Raw genomic sequence first — 16,232 nt, 5'->3', positions numbered from 1 at the left:
GGTAGGTTTATTTGCGAACAAGCAGGAAATACGCTAAAATAAAGAGACTGTCTGCTGGGTTTATTTTTTCGTGGCAGTGCCCTCCCCTTTTGGAATCTCATCGGCCGAGCATTGGATATTCTTTAAGGGACCACTACTACTAGATAAACCCCGATCATGAACGGAATGTCTGTAAAGTTCAGAGATAACAGTACAGATAACAACGATTAAGTAGAATACACGATGCTACTTCATAATAAACGTTGTACTTTTGTGAGAATAAGGAGAGATATAAATGATTTATAAAGTAATGTATCAAACGAAAGCATCTGAAGTACCTGTACGCGAAAAAACAGAAGCGTTATACATTGAAGCACAAGATGAGCGCGACGTACGTCGTAAACTTGCTGCCGATAACTATAACATTGAATTTATTCAACCGTTAACAGGTGCACATTTGGAATATGAGCAAAGTCGTCCAGACTTTAAATTGGAGAATAAGTAATGAAGCAATTGCAAGAAGATCAAGTAGCAGTTTTCGCCTTAGGAGGGCTTGGCGAAATCGGTAAAAACACGTATGCCATAGAATACAAAGACGAAATTGTCATTATAGATGCAGGGATTATGTTCCCTGAAGATGAATTGCTCGGCATTGATTATGTGATTCCTGATTATACGTATTTAGCTCGTAATGAAGACAAGATTGTCGGACTATTTATTACTCACGGTCACGAAGATCACATTGGTGGTATTCCTTATTTGTTGCGTGAGATTAATGTGCCAGTATATGGCGGAAAACTCGCAAATGGATTGCTTCGAGGCAAACTTGAAGAACACGGGTTATTACGTAGAACGAAGATGATTGAACTTAACGAAGACGATGTGATTTCATTTAAACATCTTTCACTTTCGTTCTTCCGTACGACACACAGCATTCCTGATGCTCTCGGGATCGTCGTCAATACGCCAGAAGGCAACATTGTCCATACTGGTGACTTTAAATTTGACTTCACCCCCGTCGGTGAACCAGCTAACTTAACGAGAATGGCTCGACTTGGTGAGGAAGGCGTACTTTGTTTACTATCTGATAGTACAAACAGTGAAGTACCTGGATTTACGATGTCTGAGCGTAAAGTTGGCGATAGCATCGAGAATATCTTCCAACAAGTTGACGGAAGAATTATTTTCGCGACATTTGCTTCAAACATTTATCGTTTACAACAAGTCGTTACTTCCGCCGTTAAACACGGCCGAAAAATTGCCGTATTTGGACGTAGCATGGAATCTGCACTTACAATCGGACAAGAACTTGGCTACATTCAAGCGCCAAAAGATACGTTCGTTGACACGAACCAACTAAGTCGTATTCCAGATAATGAAGTGACCATTCTTTGTACTGGTTCACAAGGTGAACCGATGGCAGCTCTTTCTAGAATTGCTCATGGAACACACCGTCAAATTCAAATTATCCCTGGAGACACGGTCGTATTCTCAAGTTCACCAATTCCAGGTAATACACTTAGCGTTAACAAGATTATTAACCAACTATTCCGCGCAGGAGCAAACGTTATTCACGGTCCACTAAATGACATCCATACGTCTGGACACGGTGGCCAAGAAGAACAAAAGCTCATGCTTCGCCTCATGAAGCCAAAGTACTTCTTCCCTATTCATGGGGAGTACCGCATGCTCGTAAGCCATAAGAAATTGGCGATGGATTGTGGAATTCCAGAAGAGAACGTCTTCATTATGGATACAGGTGAAGTACTTGGATTAAAGCGCGACGAAGCGAAAAAAATTGGCAAAGTCCCATCAGGAGCAGTTTATGTAGATGGAAATGGGATTGGCGACATCGGTAATATCGTTTTAAGAGACCGTCGTATCCTTTCTGAAGAGGGCCTCGTTGTTGTTGTCGTATCACTTGATATGAAGAACTTCAAAGTGTCTGCTGGACCTGACATCATCTCAAGAGGATTCGTTTACATGCGAGAATCTTCCCATTTGATTCACGATGCTCAGAAAATGCTCGACAAACACTTAAGAGACTTAATGGGTCAAAAAACTACCCAATGGTCCGAAATTAAAAACGAGATCATCGAATTGTTAGCACCTTTCCTTTATGAGAAGACAAAACGTAAGCCGATGATTTTACCAATCATTATGGAAGTTTAATGATACACCTACAAAAGCAGCGTAAAGATCTTACTTGATCTTTACGCTGCTTTTTATTTTGGCAACTTGGACAACTCGTTCATCACTTTTGACTATTTTTTATATAAAAAGGTGATCCAAACGACTAGGTTATTCGTTAGCTTTTATAAGAGGTTACATATTAGCTACGACTAGCTGATTGTAATTTCATTAATCTTTCAAAAGGAGCGATTTTTCTATGAAAAAAGCGATGATGTTTCCGTTAGCTGGCGTTTTGGCAGTGACAACATTTGCAACGACCGCTTCAGCCGATCACGAGGGACGTGAGTTTTTAGTCGAACTTAGCCCTGAAAATGAAGTAATGGATGTAGAAAGTGATGCAATGGGAAAAGCGCATTTTGAGGTTAGTGAAGATGGCGATACACTTGACTATTGGATTCAGGCTGAGCATTTAGAAGACGCAACTGCTGGTCACTTGCATAGTGGACCTGTTGGTGAAGATGGACCCGTAGAGTTGTTTTTATTCCACAATGATGAACCGATGGACTATGATGGCGATATTGCTTCAGGAACACTACATGCTGATGATTTAGTTGGTGATTTAAGCTGGGAAGAATTTTCTATGGCTCTTGTTGCTGGCGATGTGTATGTTAACATTCATACAGAAACCTATCCAGACGGTGAACTACGCGGACAACTCGATGAGTATGCTCAAGAAGCTGCGATGGACTATGCCAATATGCCTTCAGATATGCCCCAAACAGGTATGGGAGGATCGAGCTCAAGTAATTGGTTTACTTCTTTATGGTCAAGCATAACTGGATTCCTTTTTAACTAGAAATAGGCAATGATTTTGTACGATGACTAAGAGTGTCTATAAGTAAAAGATAGAAAAAGCGCATGCCCTAAGCAACTTACCACGGCATGCGCTTTTTCTTAGTCATACAGTTCTTTGACAACCGCCTATAAGTTGAGCGACTCCTTGACAGGGTGGCGCTCACTAGACTCATGATCTTAGCCCAACTTAGATTTCAAACATCGATGTTTCACTTATGCAGTAAGACGAGCCATTGTATCATGCTCATCAGTTACTTAAGACTTGGGTGGTTTTAGCTTTATCGCAACAAGCGCTTAATTCGTTGTTCTAATGTAGTAACTTGATCTTGACCTTGCTGGAAGTACCTCATGCTGCCATTTGCATCGAATAAATAGAACGCAGGGATGAAATTATAACCGAATGCATCCGACAATAGCGTCTCCTCATCGATTCCAACTGGTGCTTCAATTCCTGCCTTCTTCGCCTTTGCAATCACTTCATCCTCATCTTCACCTTCCAAATTAATTGAAACGGTATGAATGAGTCCGTCATAACGTTTTAAAAGCGCCGCAACATCTGGCATTAACTCAATACAAGAGCTGCAATCTAACGTCCAAAAGTGTACGAGATACGGTTTACTGGCTTGCTGTTCCGGATACCCACTTACCCAGTTAATGTGATCTAACTTAGGCATCTCTGAACCAATACGAAGTCCCATTTTCATGTCCCCTTTCATAAGTACCAATGTGATTTATCGTACTCATAAAGGCGTACATTGGTTACGGGCACATTGAAGTTTAGACACGATCTAATAACGTTTGCGATAGATTGACGTTATGCTGGTGAATACGCAACATTCCATTCATTAGATCAGCATAAATCATACTCACCGTACTACTAGAACCCGAACCGTGATAAAAGTGTCCATAACGCATTTCTCGTTCCATCCGTTGGACTTTTGGGTTGTTGTAAATGACACGAATAGCTAGTTCTTTGTCATGTTCTACAAAAGCTCGGGACGTATAAACAAAGCTTTCACTCACTTCTTTGTAGAGCGCTTCAATATTCGCACGTTCCCAATGATTGAGCACTTTTTGTCTCGCTTCTAATTTACTTAACGCACGAGCCATCTCCTTCATAACATTCGTTTGGCGTTCAACATCATTATTAATTGATAACAGTTTAATGGCCTCATTCGTATCTGAATCCTTTAAATGTTGTTCTGTAATTCTTCTTAAATGATGGAACGTCGTTTTGTAGAGTGAGTCAATCACCTTCTCCTCCTCCATAATGGCTTTTCGAGCTTTATCATTTTCCAACATTTGCATAAGTTCAGGAAACATCTTAGACTCTACACGCTCCAACATATGTTCAATCTCTTTTCGCGCTTGCAAAAGCCCAACTGCTGGAAACTTCGCTGTCGTTTGGTCAATGTATTTATGATGGCTAGTTTTATTGCGTTCGGATTTTGGCATAAGTCTTTCCATCCATATGGCAAACCGATTGCAAAACGGCAATAGAACAATCACATTCACAACATTAAACAACGTATGTGCATTTGCTAATTGTCGCTCAACATCTCCACCTATAAAGGTAAGCAATTGGATAAAAAGCGTCGTAAATGGGAGGAAAATTAGTACACCGATAAACTTAAAGATCGCATGGGCAACCGCTGCTCTTTTCGCATCAATTGTCGCTGTAAGGCTAGAGATCATTGCCGTAAATACAGTGCCAAAATTTGCTCCATATACAATTCCTACTCCTGCTTCTAAGGAAATTGAACCAGTTGAAGCAAGCGTCATCGCGATTGCAATGGTTGCAGCACTATTTTGGATCACAGCTGTGAAAGCAATACCAGCGAATACTGCGAGCCATAAATTACCTGAAAGAAGTGTCATTAGCTGTGTAAACTGTTCGTCATACTGGAGTGGCTCCATCGCTCCAGTCATTAGGCCCATCCCAAAAAACACAAAACCAAAGCCTAAAATAATTGAACCGTAAGAACGAATGCGAATGTTAATAAGAAACAATAAAACGCCTAGCGTTACAAACGCAAGGGCGTAATCTGTAATCGAAAAAGCAATCAATTGAACGGTCAACGTCGTACCGACTGCAGAGCCAAGCATCACCCCGAGTGCTCTCCTTAAGCTAATTAAACCTGCGTTTACAAAACCAACTGTCATCACAGTAGCAGCTGTTGAAGATTGCATGGCAGCCGCTAATACAATCCCTGCTAGTGCTCCATACAGTTGGTTTTTGTCACCCGTTGCAAAAATGTTCGGAGGCGACTTGACGCTGCTCGCTTTAAACCGTCACTAGCAATATACATACCATACAAAAAAATGGCTAAGCCGCCAGCCATTTGTAAACTAATCGTCAACCAATCCATAGCCGGCACCTTCTTCTTGGCTCTCCTTCATTTTCGTTACGATATTAACGACATGGTCCGCTAACCGCTCATAATAACGAATGACAAAAAACAGCGGCGAAAGCTCTGGAATGCGTTGAACATTTAATTTCATCTCTTCTTGAATTAATGCTTGAATGTGCTGGAATAAATGATCAACAACTTCGTCTTGCTCTTCAATCGTTTCTCCTTGTCGGTAATCTCGTTCCCTGAGCATGATTAAAGCTTCGTTAAACATCGTTTCACTTTTTGAATTCATTTCTTTAATGTTTTCTTCAATCTTTCCTCCAATTTCAAGGACTCCATTTTTGCGAAATGTTTCCCCAACTTCAGCGATGTTTACAATTTGATCCCCAATTCGTTCAATCTCTCTTGCAACACGCATAATCGCTGATAATTGTTGCAATTCACTTGGCATAGGAGGTTGAAATACAATAAGCTCCAATACTCGTTGATGAATATCTTGATCCAAATGATCAACCGCTAGATCTCCTTTGATTAGTGAATGAATCGTGTTCTGATCTTGCTTAAACAGCACATCAGGAAGATCTGTCATTTGTTCTTTCGCTAGTTTTCCCATTTTAAGCAATTGTCGATAAATGTCATTGAATTCTTCATTAAAAAGTTTCACTTGATTGTATCCCCCTCCTTCTCAGTTATTTAGCTTATGAAATTTATGTTTTCTTCATGATACAATCAGAAATTATGCCATCAACTCCAGATCGTAACCACTCGATTGCTTCATGCTCGTCATTTACCGTATAAACAAACGTTTTCAAACCTATTTCTTTAAATTCTGAAATGTCTTCTGCTGAAATTAACCGATGATGAGGATGAATGGCATACACGTCGTAAGGCTCAAATCCTTGGACATAGTGTCGAATGTTATGCATTTTCTGATTGACAAGTAAACCTATTTTAATCGATTCATTCAATTGTTTTACATTGTACAGGCAACTATGGTCAAATGAAGAAACAATCGTTTGTTCAAATCGCCCGTACCTTTCGATCGTTTCAACGACCGCTTTTTCAATTTCTTTATAAAAAGACGGGATGTTTTTAATCTCAACATTGATGAGCACGTCTTTAGGTAGCGCCTCAATTACTTCACCCAAGGTTGGCAGCGGCTCATCTTTATACTTAGGATGAAACCAACTTCCTGCATCAAGTTGTTGGAGTTGTGTTAGTTCATAATCACTCACCAAACCTTCCCCATTCGTCGTGCGTTGGAGAGCTTCATCATGAATGATCACAAGCTTATTATCTTTCGTTAAGTGAACGTCCAATTCAATCCCCGTTGCTCCATGCTTGATGGCTTCTTGAAAGGCTACGATCGTATTTTCTGGTGCGATATGTGAATAGCCTCGATGTGCGATAAACACCACTACACCTCCATTAATTATAAGTAATGTTATAAAAGGTGCCACACGGATCCCGTTGTGACACCTTTTTGTATTAGCGTTTCATTTCGCTCGTTAAATAGTTTTTGACTGTTTCGACTGCAATTGGAATCGCAGCTTCTTTAGGGTTTAATGTTGGCTCATGTAACCCTGCTTCTCCGTCTACGCCTAGCCAGAACATGAATCCTGGAATTTCATCAAGAAAGAATCCGAAGTCTTCCCCTGTCATCGCCTCTTTGCTCAATTCAAATTGGACGTTTGGGTTCGCCTCTATGAAGTTTATAAATGATGATACGCGGGCTTCATCATTCCACACTTGTTTATAGCTTGATCCCCACTCAACGTCAACGTTACACTGAAAGCTTTTCGAAATACCTTCTCCCATGTCTAGGATATTTTGCTTTACGAGTTGCATCGCTTCTTTTGAGCGTGTTCGAATCGTCCCTTCAGTATCTGCACGGTCTGCAATAATGTTTTCTTTTTTTCCGCTTTCGATTTTACCGATGGTGATGACCGCACTATCTAATGGGTTGATTCTTCTTGAAATAATCGATTGAAGTTGCGTCACCATGTAACTCGAAGCGACGACCATATCATTCGCATCATGTGGGAATGCAGCATGGCCACCTTTTCCTTGCAAATGCAAATTAAACTCTCCTGTATTTGCAAATAACAAACCTGGCTTCGTTGAGATCGTTCCTACTTGGCGAAGTGGATCGACGTGTAAAGCCATCATCCAATCTGGTTTCCATTGTTTAAAGATCGCTGAATGCATCATCGGCTCTGCCCCACCAGGTCCTTCTTCTGCAGGCTGAAAAATAAACAATAGATTGTCTTTTGGCTGCTCATGAGCAAAATGATTCAAAAGAGAAAGCGCAATCGTCATATGAAAATCATGACCACATGCATGCATAAACCCCTCATGCTCTGAGGCAAAAGGCAGTCCTGTTTTTTCATCGACAGGAAGTCCATCTATATCCGTTCGATAACCGATGGTTTGGGACGGATTACTGCCTTGAACTTTAATAAAATACCCTGTCTCCCAAGGTTCAATCGTTAAGTAATCTTGAGGCATATCGTCCACTTGTTTTTTAATGCGAGCACTCGTTTTGAATTCTTCGAATCCAGGTTCAGGAATTTTGTGAAAATCCCTTCTTAATTCGATCATTACGTCATCACTATAGATCATCGTCTCACCTCATGATTGAAAAGACTCCCGTTTGTTAGCCAAACGGGAGCATACGATTATTCTTCTTCTTTTAACTTGCGAAGTTCTTGCTTGATTTCAGTTTTGCCACGTGTACCTTCATCAATGTCTTTGATAACACGCGCTGGTGTACCAGCTACAACTTTGTTTTCTGGTACATCTTCTGTAACGATTGCACCTGCAGCGACAACAGATCCTTTACCGACACGTACGCCTTCAAGAATGACTGCATTTGCACCGATCACAACATCGTCTTCCACGATCACTGGTTGTGCTGATGGTGGCTCTACAACGCCTGCTAGTACAGCGCCTGCTCCGATATGGCAGTTTTTACCGACCGTAGCTCGTCCACCCATAACAACGTTCATATCAATCATTGTACCTTCGCCGACAACGGATCCAATGTTGATGCTTGCACCCATCATAATGACAGCATTGTCACCAATCTCAACTTGGTCACGAATGATTGCGCCTGGCTCGATACGCGCTTTAATGTTCTTCATGTCAAGCAAAGGAATCGCAGAGTTACGACGATCGTTCTCAACGACATAGTCTTCAATCTTCGCTTCGCTTAATGCAGCTTGAACTGCTTTCCACTCACCGAATACGACAGCTCCCTTTTCATTCGGATAGACTTTCGCACCTTCACCGAAATTACTATTAGATACATCACCGTTCAGGTATACTTTTACCGGTGTTGATTTCTCTGATTCAGAAATAAACTTAACAATCTCATGTCCGTCCATCATCTTCATACTTCATTTCCTCCAAACACTCTCGTAGTATCAATTTTCCTATTCTAGATTATCACATTCGTAGTGTGAACAAAAGCTTAAGGTTCTCGCGAACGCTCACCTTCACGTGTTCTTCGTCTTCAATGATCTCTTCTATGCTATCATGAGTTTTAACGTAGAGATCTCGTGCAGGCAACGCGAAGTCTACCCCTTCTTCATGTAAAATCTCCACAATCCGCAAGTTGATTTCTTCTTTTACGATTAACCATTCACTCCAAGCCGTCGTTTTCGTGAAGAAATAAAACATTAATTCGATTCCAGACTGATTAAAATCGTGTAATCGAACAAAAATTGTCTCTTGATCAATTCCTTCATGCTCTTTCAACTCGTTTTCAATACGTTCACGTGAACGTTTTAAAGAAGCAATGGGTGTTTCAAATGGGAATTGAATTTCAAATGCAATTTGCCGTTTATTCATTTCAGACCAGTTCGTAATCGGTTCATGGGCAAGTGTAGAATTTGGGACCGTTACGAGCCCTTCCGAAAACGTCCGTACCTTTGTACTTCGAAACGAAATGTCCTCGACAATCCCCTCTACAGTTGGTGTTTCAATCCAATCTCCCTTCTTGAATGGCCGCTCTGTGACGATAATAATACCACCAAAGAAGTTCCCGATTGTGTCTTGAGCAGCTAAGGCGAAGGCTAGTCCACCTAAACCAAGACCAGCGATAAACCCGTTAATATCGAAACCCCACGTATCTAAAATCACAGTTAACGTTAGGGCAATGATAATCGCTCGTAATATCCTTGATAAAAACGGTACGAGCATACTATCTTCGTCTCCGTCTAAACGCATGCTAAGCTTTTTAAACATGTTAGACGTCGTTCCTGAGAAGTTAAACAATCCCCAACCGACCGTAATGATAATCGTCGTTCTAAACACCGTCGTAATTAAATCAAAGCGTCTAGTTTCTACAGCAGTTGGGTCTGATGGAAATAAGTACAACAAAGCAAGATAAAGCCCTAACGTAACGAAGAAGAACCGGAGTGGCTTTTGATAACTAAGTAAGAAGTTTGGAATGACTTCACTTTGACTTTTCCTAGATATCCTTAGTACGAAGGCAAAGACATATCGCGTAAATAATTTGCGCAGGAATAAAAACATACAGATGATTAAAAACGCAAACACAAACCTTAACCACGGGTAACTTTCTATTGACTCATAATATAATTCAACCATGTGAACCTCCAAAACGAAAAAAGAGAGAATCATTCGATTCCCCCATCGTCTGATCTCATATTCATTGTCATGTTGACACTTTTATGCGTTCTAATGTAAGTACATGATCTAATAATTCATGTACTGCCCCTTCGTCCAATCGCTTATCCCACTTGCCTTCTCTTATTAACAATGCCTGTTCAATTACTTTCGAATTCTTCCAACGTTTCAACGCCCAAATCGCGCCCTTCGTTTTGGAAGTCATTCGCCCGAGCTCTTTAAAGCACCAAGAACGGCAAGCATTTAGGACAGCTTCATGACCGTACGGATCATAAAACGGGTGAAATACATTTAGTTTATGTTGACGAAGTGACCCTTTCATTGCCTCGTTTAACCACGGCACAGGTACTTCTCCAATCACTTCTTGCGCAGGCTTTCCTGCGATCAGTTTTCCAGATTGATAACAAATGGTAAAATCCATCAGCAAACCTTCATCCATACCTTCATGCTTCATCACAGCGTCAAGACCTCGCCTTTTAATTAGCACGAATTCATAAGATGGCAATGAATGAGGATGGGTTACTTCTTCTTCAAGAACACATAAAAACTCAAGTCCATTTCCAGGTACTTCAAGTTCTTCCTCACTTAACAATTCCAGTAATCTCTGTTGGTCTTCTGCACGAATTGGACGATTTACGACACAGAATATGTCTAAATCACTAACCTCCTCGTCATAATCACCTAAAACCTTCGAGCCACTCAAGTACAAGCCTGTGAGGCGGTCTTTAAGAACCGTACTTACCACTTCTTTTAAATGACGCAAATAATCGTCAATCTGGTCATCCATGATCAGCATCTTCCTCCATCCATATCATTAAGTATGATTTATCTAATGCATATTTATATGCACTTAAGAATATGTTAGCTGATTGTTTGAGATGTTGCAATCAAAAAGAAAAAGAACGAGGCAAAAGCCTCGTTTCAATGGGTCCGTTCATATATAGGAGGGAATTACATGTCACTGATACAGACCGGGGGGTATGGCACTTTCATTCGATGGAAAGAAGTAAAACATCGGCGGATATGTCTACTTCCTTCCATACGATATCTTATGCAAGCTACCTTATACTCTAGTAATGACTTGACCTACTCTAGCAATATTTCCGTCATTGCCTACTGACTTTAATCATTAACGATCACAAGAGATATAAATCGTTCCTCTAAGACGTGAACGGCTTTTTTCTTTTTCTGGCTTTCGACCACAATCAGGTCTAGATTCTCTTTCTTTTGGGTACCAAGGTGCAGCAGGCTTTTGATAGCCACTTTCGAAAACGTTATCGTCGTTCCCGCAGCGATGATTACGATTCTCACGGTTACGATCATCTGAATTACGATCCTCACGACATGAACATCCGTTCCAGTGATGACGAGATTTTCCCATTTAAATACACCTCCTTCGTGAAAATAAGGAGCACGAAGTACGTGCTCCTAGTACAGATTAAAGATTAGTCGTCACATTCAATTTCAAAACGAATGCGGCAACGCTCTTCGCGTCTACATTTGTCTTTTTTCTCACAGCAATCATAATCATAATCATAATCATAATCTCTCTTACATCCACAGTGACGACGGCGCTCACAACCACAGCCGCGACCATGACCACGACCACCTTTGTTGTTACCACCAAAACATCCGAATAAGTTATCCCAATGATTATATGACATTTATTTACTCTCCTTTAATCAACCATATTTTTGCTTACAGTTAATTCTATGTAGCAATGGAACATGCTTTGTAATTGAAAGACCTAGATTAAAGGAAAAACGAGCAAAACGTCTATGAAATTGGGTAGTTTCATAGACCATCGTCTTTATGATGGAACAAAAAAACTGCTGAGAAATTGTTCCTCAGCAGTAAGAATTGTTATTCTTTATCGTTTTTATTTTCGTCTTTATTACGACGAACAATCGTATCTAGAAGATCAAGAATCTCATCTTTGCTTAAATCATCAGCACGAGTTTCTCGTTTTTGCTCTGACACTGGTGACGAATCATCTGTCGATTGTTCGTCAGTTGTTGTTCGATCTTCAGTGTCTTCCGTTTCTTCTGTTCCGTAACGAGGTTCATCTTGACGCGTTTCGTTTTCTGCATGTTGTTCGTTTTGTCGGTCTACGTGATCTTTGTTGTTCTCTTTTGTAGCTGTTAAATATCTTCTTTCACCATCGCGATCATCAACGACGACATACGGTTTTTTTGATCTCGTTTCTTTATCAAACAAACTGTACATAACTGGAATGAACACGAGCGTGAGTAGTGTACTACTAATTAAGCCACCAATGACCGCAATCGCCATCGGCTGTTGCATCTCTGCACCTTCACCCATACCAATTGCAATTGGTACCATACCGAGAATCGCAGTAACAGACGTCATCACAATCGGTCTCGTTCTTAATTGAACGGATTCAACTAAAGCATCATACGTTGACATCCCTGCTCGTTTACGTTGATTTACGAAGTCGAGCATAACAATCCCGTTGTTAACAGCAATACCGACGAGGATAATGATCCCGATAAACGCGGTAATTCCGATTGCTGTTTGCGTTGCAGTTAAAGCAATCGCAACACCAATAATGACGAGCGGTACAGTGAGCATCATAATAAATGGTAACTTAAAGGACTCGAACTGTGCAGCCATAATCAGGTAAATAAAGATAATCGCTAATGCAAGTGCCAAAATCATACTCGCAATCGCATCATCTAAAATTTCTTGTTCCCCACCAAATGAGAATTGTGCACCGTCTGGCAACTCAATTTCTGCAACAGCTTCTTCAATTGATGCGGATACATCACTCAAAACAGCAGCGGTCGTGTAACTTACTGTAAATTCAACAGCTTCCTCTTGGTCCGCTCGCTGAATTGACGCTGGACTTTCACCGTCAGATATCTCAGCAACATCTCCTAAGTTTACCGTTTCACCTTCACTGTTTCGAATGGTTAATACTTCAAGTTCTTCAATCGTATCAGTATAACTACTATCTAAACCAACGACAACTTCATATGTGGAAGACGAAGCATTTTCGTCGTTCTCTTCCTCGTCTTCGTCATCGCCATTGCTCGTAAGTTGAACGAGTGCAATCGTTTCACCACGAGTTGCTTCACTCACTTGACTTGCAATTTCAGCAGGCGTTAATCCATTTTCTAATGCTTCATCAGAATCAACGTCGATGGCGATTTCTGGAATCGTTTCTTCGATACTAAGTTCAACATCGTTAATGATGTTGTAATCGAGTAATTCATCTTCTAAGTCATATGCAAAGTCGTATAGCTCTGAGCGATCATCATGAGAAACGATAAATGGTACGGTATTCGCTTCGCCACCCATCGCTGCTGACATCGTATATGCACTTAATTCCTCAACACCATCATCGGCACGTTCTAATTCGCGAGTAATCGATTCAACGAATTCCGCATCCGTTAATGTTCGCTCATCCATCGGTACGAGTGAAACGATAATCTCCGCAACGTGAGATTGACCATTACCACCCATATCCATTGAAGAGCCACCGATGGTCGCAGAGTAATCGGCAATTTCTTGATAGTCGTCGAGTACTTCTTCAATTGCCGCAACGGCTTCATCCGTTCTTTCTAAACTTGTTCCTGGCTCCATTTCAACATCAACATTAAATGAACCTTGATCACTTTCTGGCAAGAGCTCAGTACCGACGGTAAAGAGTCCTGCAATACCTCCAAATAAGAGCAAGAATGTGATGGCGATGACTGATTTACGATGAGCAAGCGACCAGTGGTCATATTCTCAAGCCAGTTCATCGATTTGGAATTACGGCGTTTATCTTCAATGTCTTCATCTGGTGTTTTTAACACACGACTTGCAACCATCGGTACGACGGTAATCGCGACAAGTAATGAAGACAATAAACTAAACGACACGGTCAATGCCAGTTCTCTAAAGATGTCACCAACGATGCCTGAGATAAATACAATTGGTAGGAACACTGAAACAGTCGTCAATGTCGAGGCGACAATTGCACCAAAGACTTCTTTCGTTCCTTCACGTGCTGCGTCTTTTGGATCCTTGCCTTTCGATAAGTGACGGTAAATGTTCTCGATCACTACGATGGCGTTGTCAATAACAAGACCGATCCCGAGTGCTAAACCACCGAGTGTCATAATGTTTAGGCCAATGTCTAAGAAATACATAAACGCAAACGTTACAATGACTGAAAATGGAATAGCAAGCCCGATAATGAATGGTGTTTTCAAGTTTCGAAGGAATAAGAAAAGCACCGACATCGCGAGCACACCACCAAGAATTAACGCTGATAATACGCTATTAATCGCTTGGTTAATAAAGTCACCTTCGTCATATAAAGTTACGACTTCTAGATCTTCATAATCACTATCATTTAATAATTCATCAAGTCGATCGTTCACTGCATTTGACGTTTGTGTCGTGTTTGCATTGGATTCTTGCATGATCGACAGTGTAATGGCTTCTTCTAAGTTGGCTCTTGTAATCGTTGATTGTTCTTCAGTAACGACATCTACTTCACCAACATCATCGACTGTTACTTGATCCCCACTTTCTGGATCAACGCCAACCACGACTTCTCGTATGTCTTCAAGAGTTGTAAGCTCACTGATCACACGCGTCGTTAAACTAAGTTCGTCTTGTTCAACCGTTCCACCAGGCATCGATACGTTGTTCGCCTGTATCGCACCTGTGATATCTTCTTGCGTCAGTGAATAATCGTCCATAAGCTCTCGATCAAGGTTTATCTCAACGATTTCACTTAAACTTCCCGCTTCGTCAACGCTAGCGACACCAGGAATATTTAATAATTCATCTTCAAGACTAAGTACATCATCTTGGAAATCAATCACATCGTCACCAGAAGTAACCGCGAGTTGCATCATCGGGAACATCGATGGGTCAAACTGTAAAAAGCTCGGCTCATCCACGTCATCTGGTAAATCAACTTGCCTTAGTGTATTAATAATCTCCAGCTCAACATCACTAATGGATGTATCCCAATCGAACTGTAAGATAATCATGGAAGTTCCTTCCATACTGTTCGACTGCATTAATTCTAATCCCGTCGTTCTGGAAAGCTGGTTTTCAATTGGTTCGGTCACTTCAGATAATACTTCTTCAGGACCTGCGTTTGGATAACTCGTAACAACTGCTGCAACTGGTGGTTCTATGTCTGGAATTAGTTGCAAAGGCAACCTAGTTGAGGACACGATTCCCATAATGATAAAGAGAATCATGACCACAATCGTAAATACCGGACGCCTTATGGAAAAGTTCGTCATGCACTCCACCCCTATTTCATTTCTATCTTTACTGATCATACACATGAAACATGAACTGTATATGACTTGGGACATTTGTCATCAGTCGTTCACATTTTTATTTTTCATCATTGGTTTCGTTAATGGATACGTACATGCTCGTTCCAAGGTTACGTTTACTTTCTACTTTAATACTAAACTTATGCAAATCTAAGATTCGCTTAACGAGGGAGAGCCCGAGCCCATTCCCACTGATCTGTGGTGTTCTCGATGCATCCACCGTGTAAAACCTCTCAAATACATATGGCAAGTGTTCTTTCGGGATACCAATGCCTTGATCTCGAAAAACAATTGTAAATTTACCACGGTCATTTTTCGCTTCAATATCAATAACCCCACCTCGGTCGGAGAACTTAATTGCATTTGTTAGTAAGTTCATCCACACTTGCTCCATTAAATCTTGATCGGCAACGATCATAATTTGAGGAAGGTCAATGTTGATCGTTATGTTTTTTTGTTCCCATAACAATTGGGTGGAAAGAACGACACGTCGAATTTGCTCATCAACTAAGTATTCGTGCTTTTCAATGGGATGATGTTCTGACTCGAGCGAAGCGAGTTGGAGTAAATGATCACTCAGTCGTGAAAGTCTTTGTGTACTTGAATGGATGATGTCTAAGTACTCTTTTTGTTCATCTTCTTTTACGACACCGTCACGAATTGCTTGAACGAATCCATTAATTGTCGTCATTGGGGACTTAAATTCATGCGAAACGTTGCTAACAAACTCTTGTCTCATCGTTTCAATTTGTTGTAGTTCTTTGGACATATAATTAAAATTATCGACGAGCTCGCCTATCTCATCTTCCCTTTTTTTCTTAATGTAAACCGAGAAATCACCTTTCGCCATTTTTCTAGCTGCATTAGATAATTGATTAATCGGTGAGATAATCGGGGTAGACGCAACTACAAATCCTAAGCTACCAATAATTAATACGATCATCAA

17 protein-coding genes are annotated in these 16,232 nt (G+C 40.8%); 3 read left to right on the top strand and 14 right to left on the bottom strand.

Going from position 1 to position 16,232, the window contains the following annotated elements; all coding sequences use genetic code 11:
* The first annotated feature begins 274 nt into the window (after window positions 1–274).
* The 3 genes from JCM19038_RS05115 to JCM19038_RS05105 all read left to right on the top strand — a co-directional run bounded on the left by JCM19038_RS05115 (window position 275) and on the right by JCM19038_RS05105 (window position 2,968).
* Window positions 275–484 carry a DNA-dependent RNA polymerase subunit epsilon gene (locus tag JCM19038_RS05115; protein ID WP_042415324.1) on the top strand — a complete coding sequence of 70 codons (210 nt, stop codon included), beginning with the start codon at window positions 275–277 and terminating at the stop codon, window positions 482–484.
* Window positions 484–2,151, top strand: a complete 1,668-nt coding sequence (rnjA, locus tag JCM19038_RS05110) for a ribonuclease J1 (protein WP_042415321.1) — start codon at window positions 484–486, stop codon at window positions 2,149–2,151. Before JCM19038_RS05115 ends, rnjA begins: the two co-directional genes overlap by 1 nt.
* Window positions 2,152–2,368: 217 nt before the next feature.
* Window positions 2,369–2,968, top strand: a complete 600-nt coding sequence (locus JCM19038_RS05105) for a CHRD domain-containing protein (RefSeq protein WP_052361101.1) — start codon at window positions 2,369–2,371, stop codon at window positions 2,966–2,968.
* A 277-nt stretch (window positions 2,969–3,245) separates the two neighbouring features.
* Here JCM19038_RS05105 and JCM19038_RS05100 read toward each other — a convergent pair whose 3' ends face one another.
* The 14 genes from JCM19038_RS05100 to JCM19038_RS05050 form a co-directional block, all read right to left on the bottom strand.
* Window positions 3,246–3,665, bottom strand: coding sequence for a TlpA disulfide reductase family protein (locus tag JCM19038_RS05100; protein ID WP_042415318.1), 420 nt, complete (start codon window positions 3,663–3,665; stop codon window positions 3,246–3,248).
* A 79-nt stretch (window positions 3,666–3,744) separates the two neighbouring features.
* Window positions 3,745–5,175 carry a Na/Pi cotransporter family protein gene (locus JCM19038_RS05095; RefSeq protein ID WP_238554297.1) on the bottom strand — a complete coding sequence of 477 codons (1,431 nt, stop codon included), beginning with the start codon at window positions 5,173–5,175 and terminating at the stop codon, window positions 3,745–3,747.
* A gap of 5 nt (window positions 5,176–5,180) precedes the next feature.
* Window positions 5,181–5,336, bottom strand: a complete 156-nt coding sequence (locus JCM19038_RS22645) for a hypothetical protein (protein WP_193745048.1) — start codon at window positions 5,334–5,336, stop codon at window positions 5,181–5,183.
* Window positions 5,317–5,985, bottom strand: a complete 669-nt coding sequence (locus JCM19038_RS05090) for a PhoU domain-containing protein (protein ID WP_042415310.1) — start codon at window positions 5,983–5,985, stop codon at window positions 5,317–5,319. Before JCM19038_RS05090 ends, JCM19038_RS22645 begins: the two co-directional genes overlap by 20 nt.
* 43 nt (window positions 5,986–6,028) lie before the next feature.
* Window positions 6,029–6,736, bottom strand: coding sequence for a glycerophosphodiester phosphodiesterase (locus tag JCM19038_RS05085; protein ID WP_193745047.1), 708 nt, complete (start codon window positions 6,734–6,736; stop codon window positions 6,029–6,031).
* A 73-nt stretch (window positions 6,737–6,809) separates the two neighbouring features.
* Entirely contained in the window at window positions 6,810–7,943 is a 1,134-nt protein-coding gene (locus tag JCM19038_RS05080; RefSeq protein ID WP_042415308.1) for an N-acetyldiaminopimelate deacetylase, read from the bottom strand.
* Window positions 7,944–7,999: 56 nt separating this feature from the next.
* Complete coding sequence (gene dapD, locus JCM19038_RS05075; RefSeq protein WP_042415304.1) at window positions 8,000–8,716, bottom strand: 2,3,4,5-tetrahydropyridine-2,6-dicarboxylate N-acetyltransferase; 717 nt, start codon at window positions 8,714–8,716, stop codon at window positions 8,000–8,002.
* 52 nt (window positions 8,717–8,768) lie between these two features.
* On the bottom strand, window positions 8,769–9,935 hold the full coding sequence (locus JCM19038_RS05070; RefSeq protein WP_042415758.1) for a mechanosensitive ion channel family protein: 1,167 nt from the start codon (window positions 9,933–9,935) through the stop codon (window positions 8,769–8,771).
* Between the two features lie 67 nt (window positions 9,936–10,002).
* The gene (locus JCM19038_RS20405; protein WP_052361099.1) at window positions 10,003–10,761 is read right to left on the bottom strand and encodes an aminoglycoside adenylyltransferase domain-containing protein; all 759 of its coding nucleotides are present in this window, start codon (window positions 10,759–10,761) and stop codon (window positions 10,003–10,005) included.
* A gap of 342 nt (window positions 10,762–11,103) precedes the next feature.
* The gene (locus JCM19038_RS05060; RefSeq protein ID WP_042415302.1) at window positions 11,104–11,355 is read right to left on the bottom strand and encodes a hypothetical protein; all 252 of its coding nucleotides are present in this window, start codon (window positions 11,353–11,355) and stop codon (window positions 11,104–11,106) included.
* A 57-nt stretch (window positions 11,356–11,412) separates the two neighbouring features.
* The gene (locus JCM19038_RS22640; RefSeq protein WP_193745046.1) at window positions 11,413–11,571 is read right to left on the bottom strand and encodes a hypothetical protein; all 159 of its coding nucleotides are present in this window, start codon (window positions 11,569–11,571) and stop codon (window positions 11,413–11,415) included.
* 266 nt (window positions 11,572–11,837) lie between these two features.
* Window positions 11,838–13,673: an efflux RND transporter permease subunit gene (locus JCM19038_RS24285; RefSeq protein ID WP_255343349.1), complete on the bottom strand. Its 1,836-nt coding sequence runs from the start codon at window positions 13,671–13,673 to the stop codon at window positions 11,838–11,840.
* Window positions 13,559–15,247: an efflux RND transporter permease subunit gene (locus tag JCM19038_RS24280; protein WP_255343348.1), complete on the bottom strand. Its 1,689-nt coding sequence runs from the start codon at window positions 15,245–15,247 to the stop codon at window positions 13,559–13,561. Before JCM19038_RS24280 ends, JCM19038_RS24285 begins: the two co-directional genes overlap by 115 nt.
* A 97-nt stretch (window positions 15,248–15,344) precedes the next feature.
* On the bottom strand, window positions 15,345–16,229 hold the full coding sequence (locus JCM19038_RS05050) for a HAMP domain-containing sensor histidine kinase (RefSeq protein WP_152549340.1): 885 nt from the start codon (window positions 16,227–16,229) through the stop codon (window positions 15,345–15,347).
* Window positions 16,230–16,232 lie beyond the last annotated feature (3 nt).

It is taken from the genome of Geomicrobium sp. JCM 19038 (assembly GCF_000698125.1).
Taxonomy (GTDB): Bacteria; Bacillota; Bacilli; order Bacillales; family Marinococcaceae; genus Geomicrobium_A.
The sequence above is the reverse complement of the archived record's forward strand: the minus strand, read 5'-3'. Positions and strand labels throughout refer to the sequence as shown.

Bases quoted from the DNA above. Each gene is read 5' to 3' on its own strand.
- JCM19038_RS05080 (WP_042415308.1), bottom strand. From the start codon at position 7,943: ATGATCTATAGTGATGACGTAATGATCGAATTAAGAAGGGATTTTCAC.
- JCM19038_RS05050 (WP_152549340.1), bottom strand. From the start codon at position 16,229: ATGATCGTATTAATTATTGGTAGCTTAGGATTTGTAGTTGCGTCTACC.
- JCM19038_RS05115 (WP_042415324.1), top strand. From the start codon at position 275: ATGATTTATAAAGTAATGTATCAAACGAAAGCATCTGAAGTACCTGTA.
- JCM19038_RS05070 (WP_042415758.1), bottom strand. From the start codon at position 9,935: ATGGTTGAATTATATTATGAGTCAATAGAAAGTTACCCGTGGTTAAGG.
- JCM19038_RS05100 (WP_042415318.1), bottom strand. From the start codon at position 3,665: ATGGGACTTCGTATTGGTTCAGAGATGCCTAAGTTAGATCACATTAAC.
- JCM19038_RS20405 (WP_052361099.1), bottom strand. From the start codon at position 10,761: ATGGATGACCAGATTGACGATTATTTGCGTCATTTAAAAGAAGTGGTA.
- JCM19038_RS05105 (WP_052361101.1), top strand. From the start codon at position 2,369: ATGAAAAAAGCGATGATGTTTCCGTTAGCTGGCGTTTTGGCAGTGACA.
- JCM19038_RS24280 (WP_255343348.1), bottom strand. From the start codon at position 15,247: ATGACGAACTTTTCCATAAGGCGTCCGGTATTTACGATTGTGGTCATG.
- JCM19038_RS22640 (WP_193745046.1), bottom strand. From the start codon at position 11,571: ATGGTCGCGGCTGTGGTTGTGAGCGCCGTCGTCACTGTGGATGTAAGA.
- JCM19038_RS22645 (WP_193745048.1), bottom strand. From the start codon at position 5,336: ATGGATTGGTTGACGATTAGTTTACAAATGGCTGGCGGCTTAGCCATT.
- dapD (WP_042415304.1), bottom strand. From the start codon at position 8,716: ATGAAGATGATGGACGGACATGAGATTGTTAAGTTTATTTCTGAATCA.
- rnjA (WP_042415321.1), top strand. From the start codon at position 484: ATGAAGCAATTGCAAGAAGATCAAGTAGCAGTTTTCGCCTTAGGAGGG.
- JCM19038_RS05060 (WP_042415302.1), bottom strand. From the start codon at position 11,355: ATGGGAAAATCTCGTCATCACTGGAACGGATGTTCATGTCGTGAGGAT.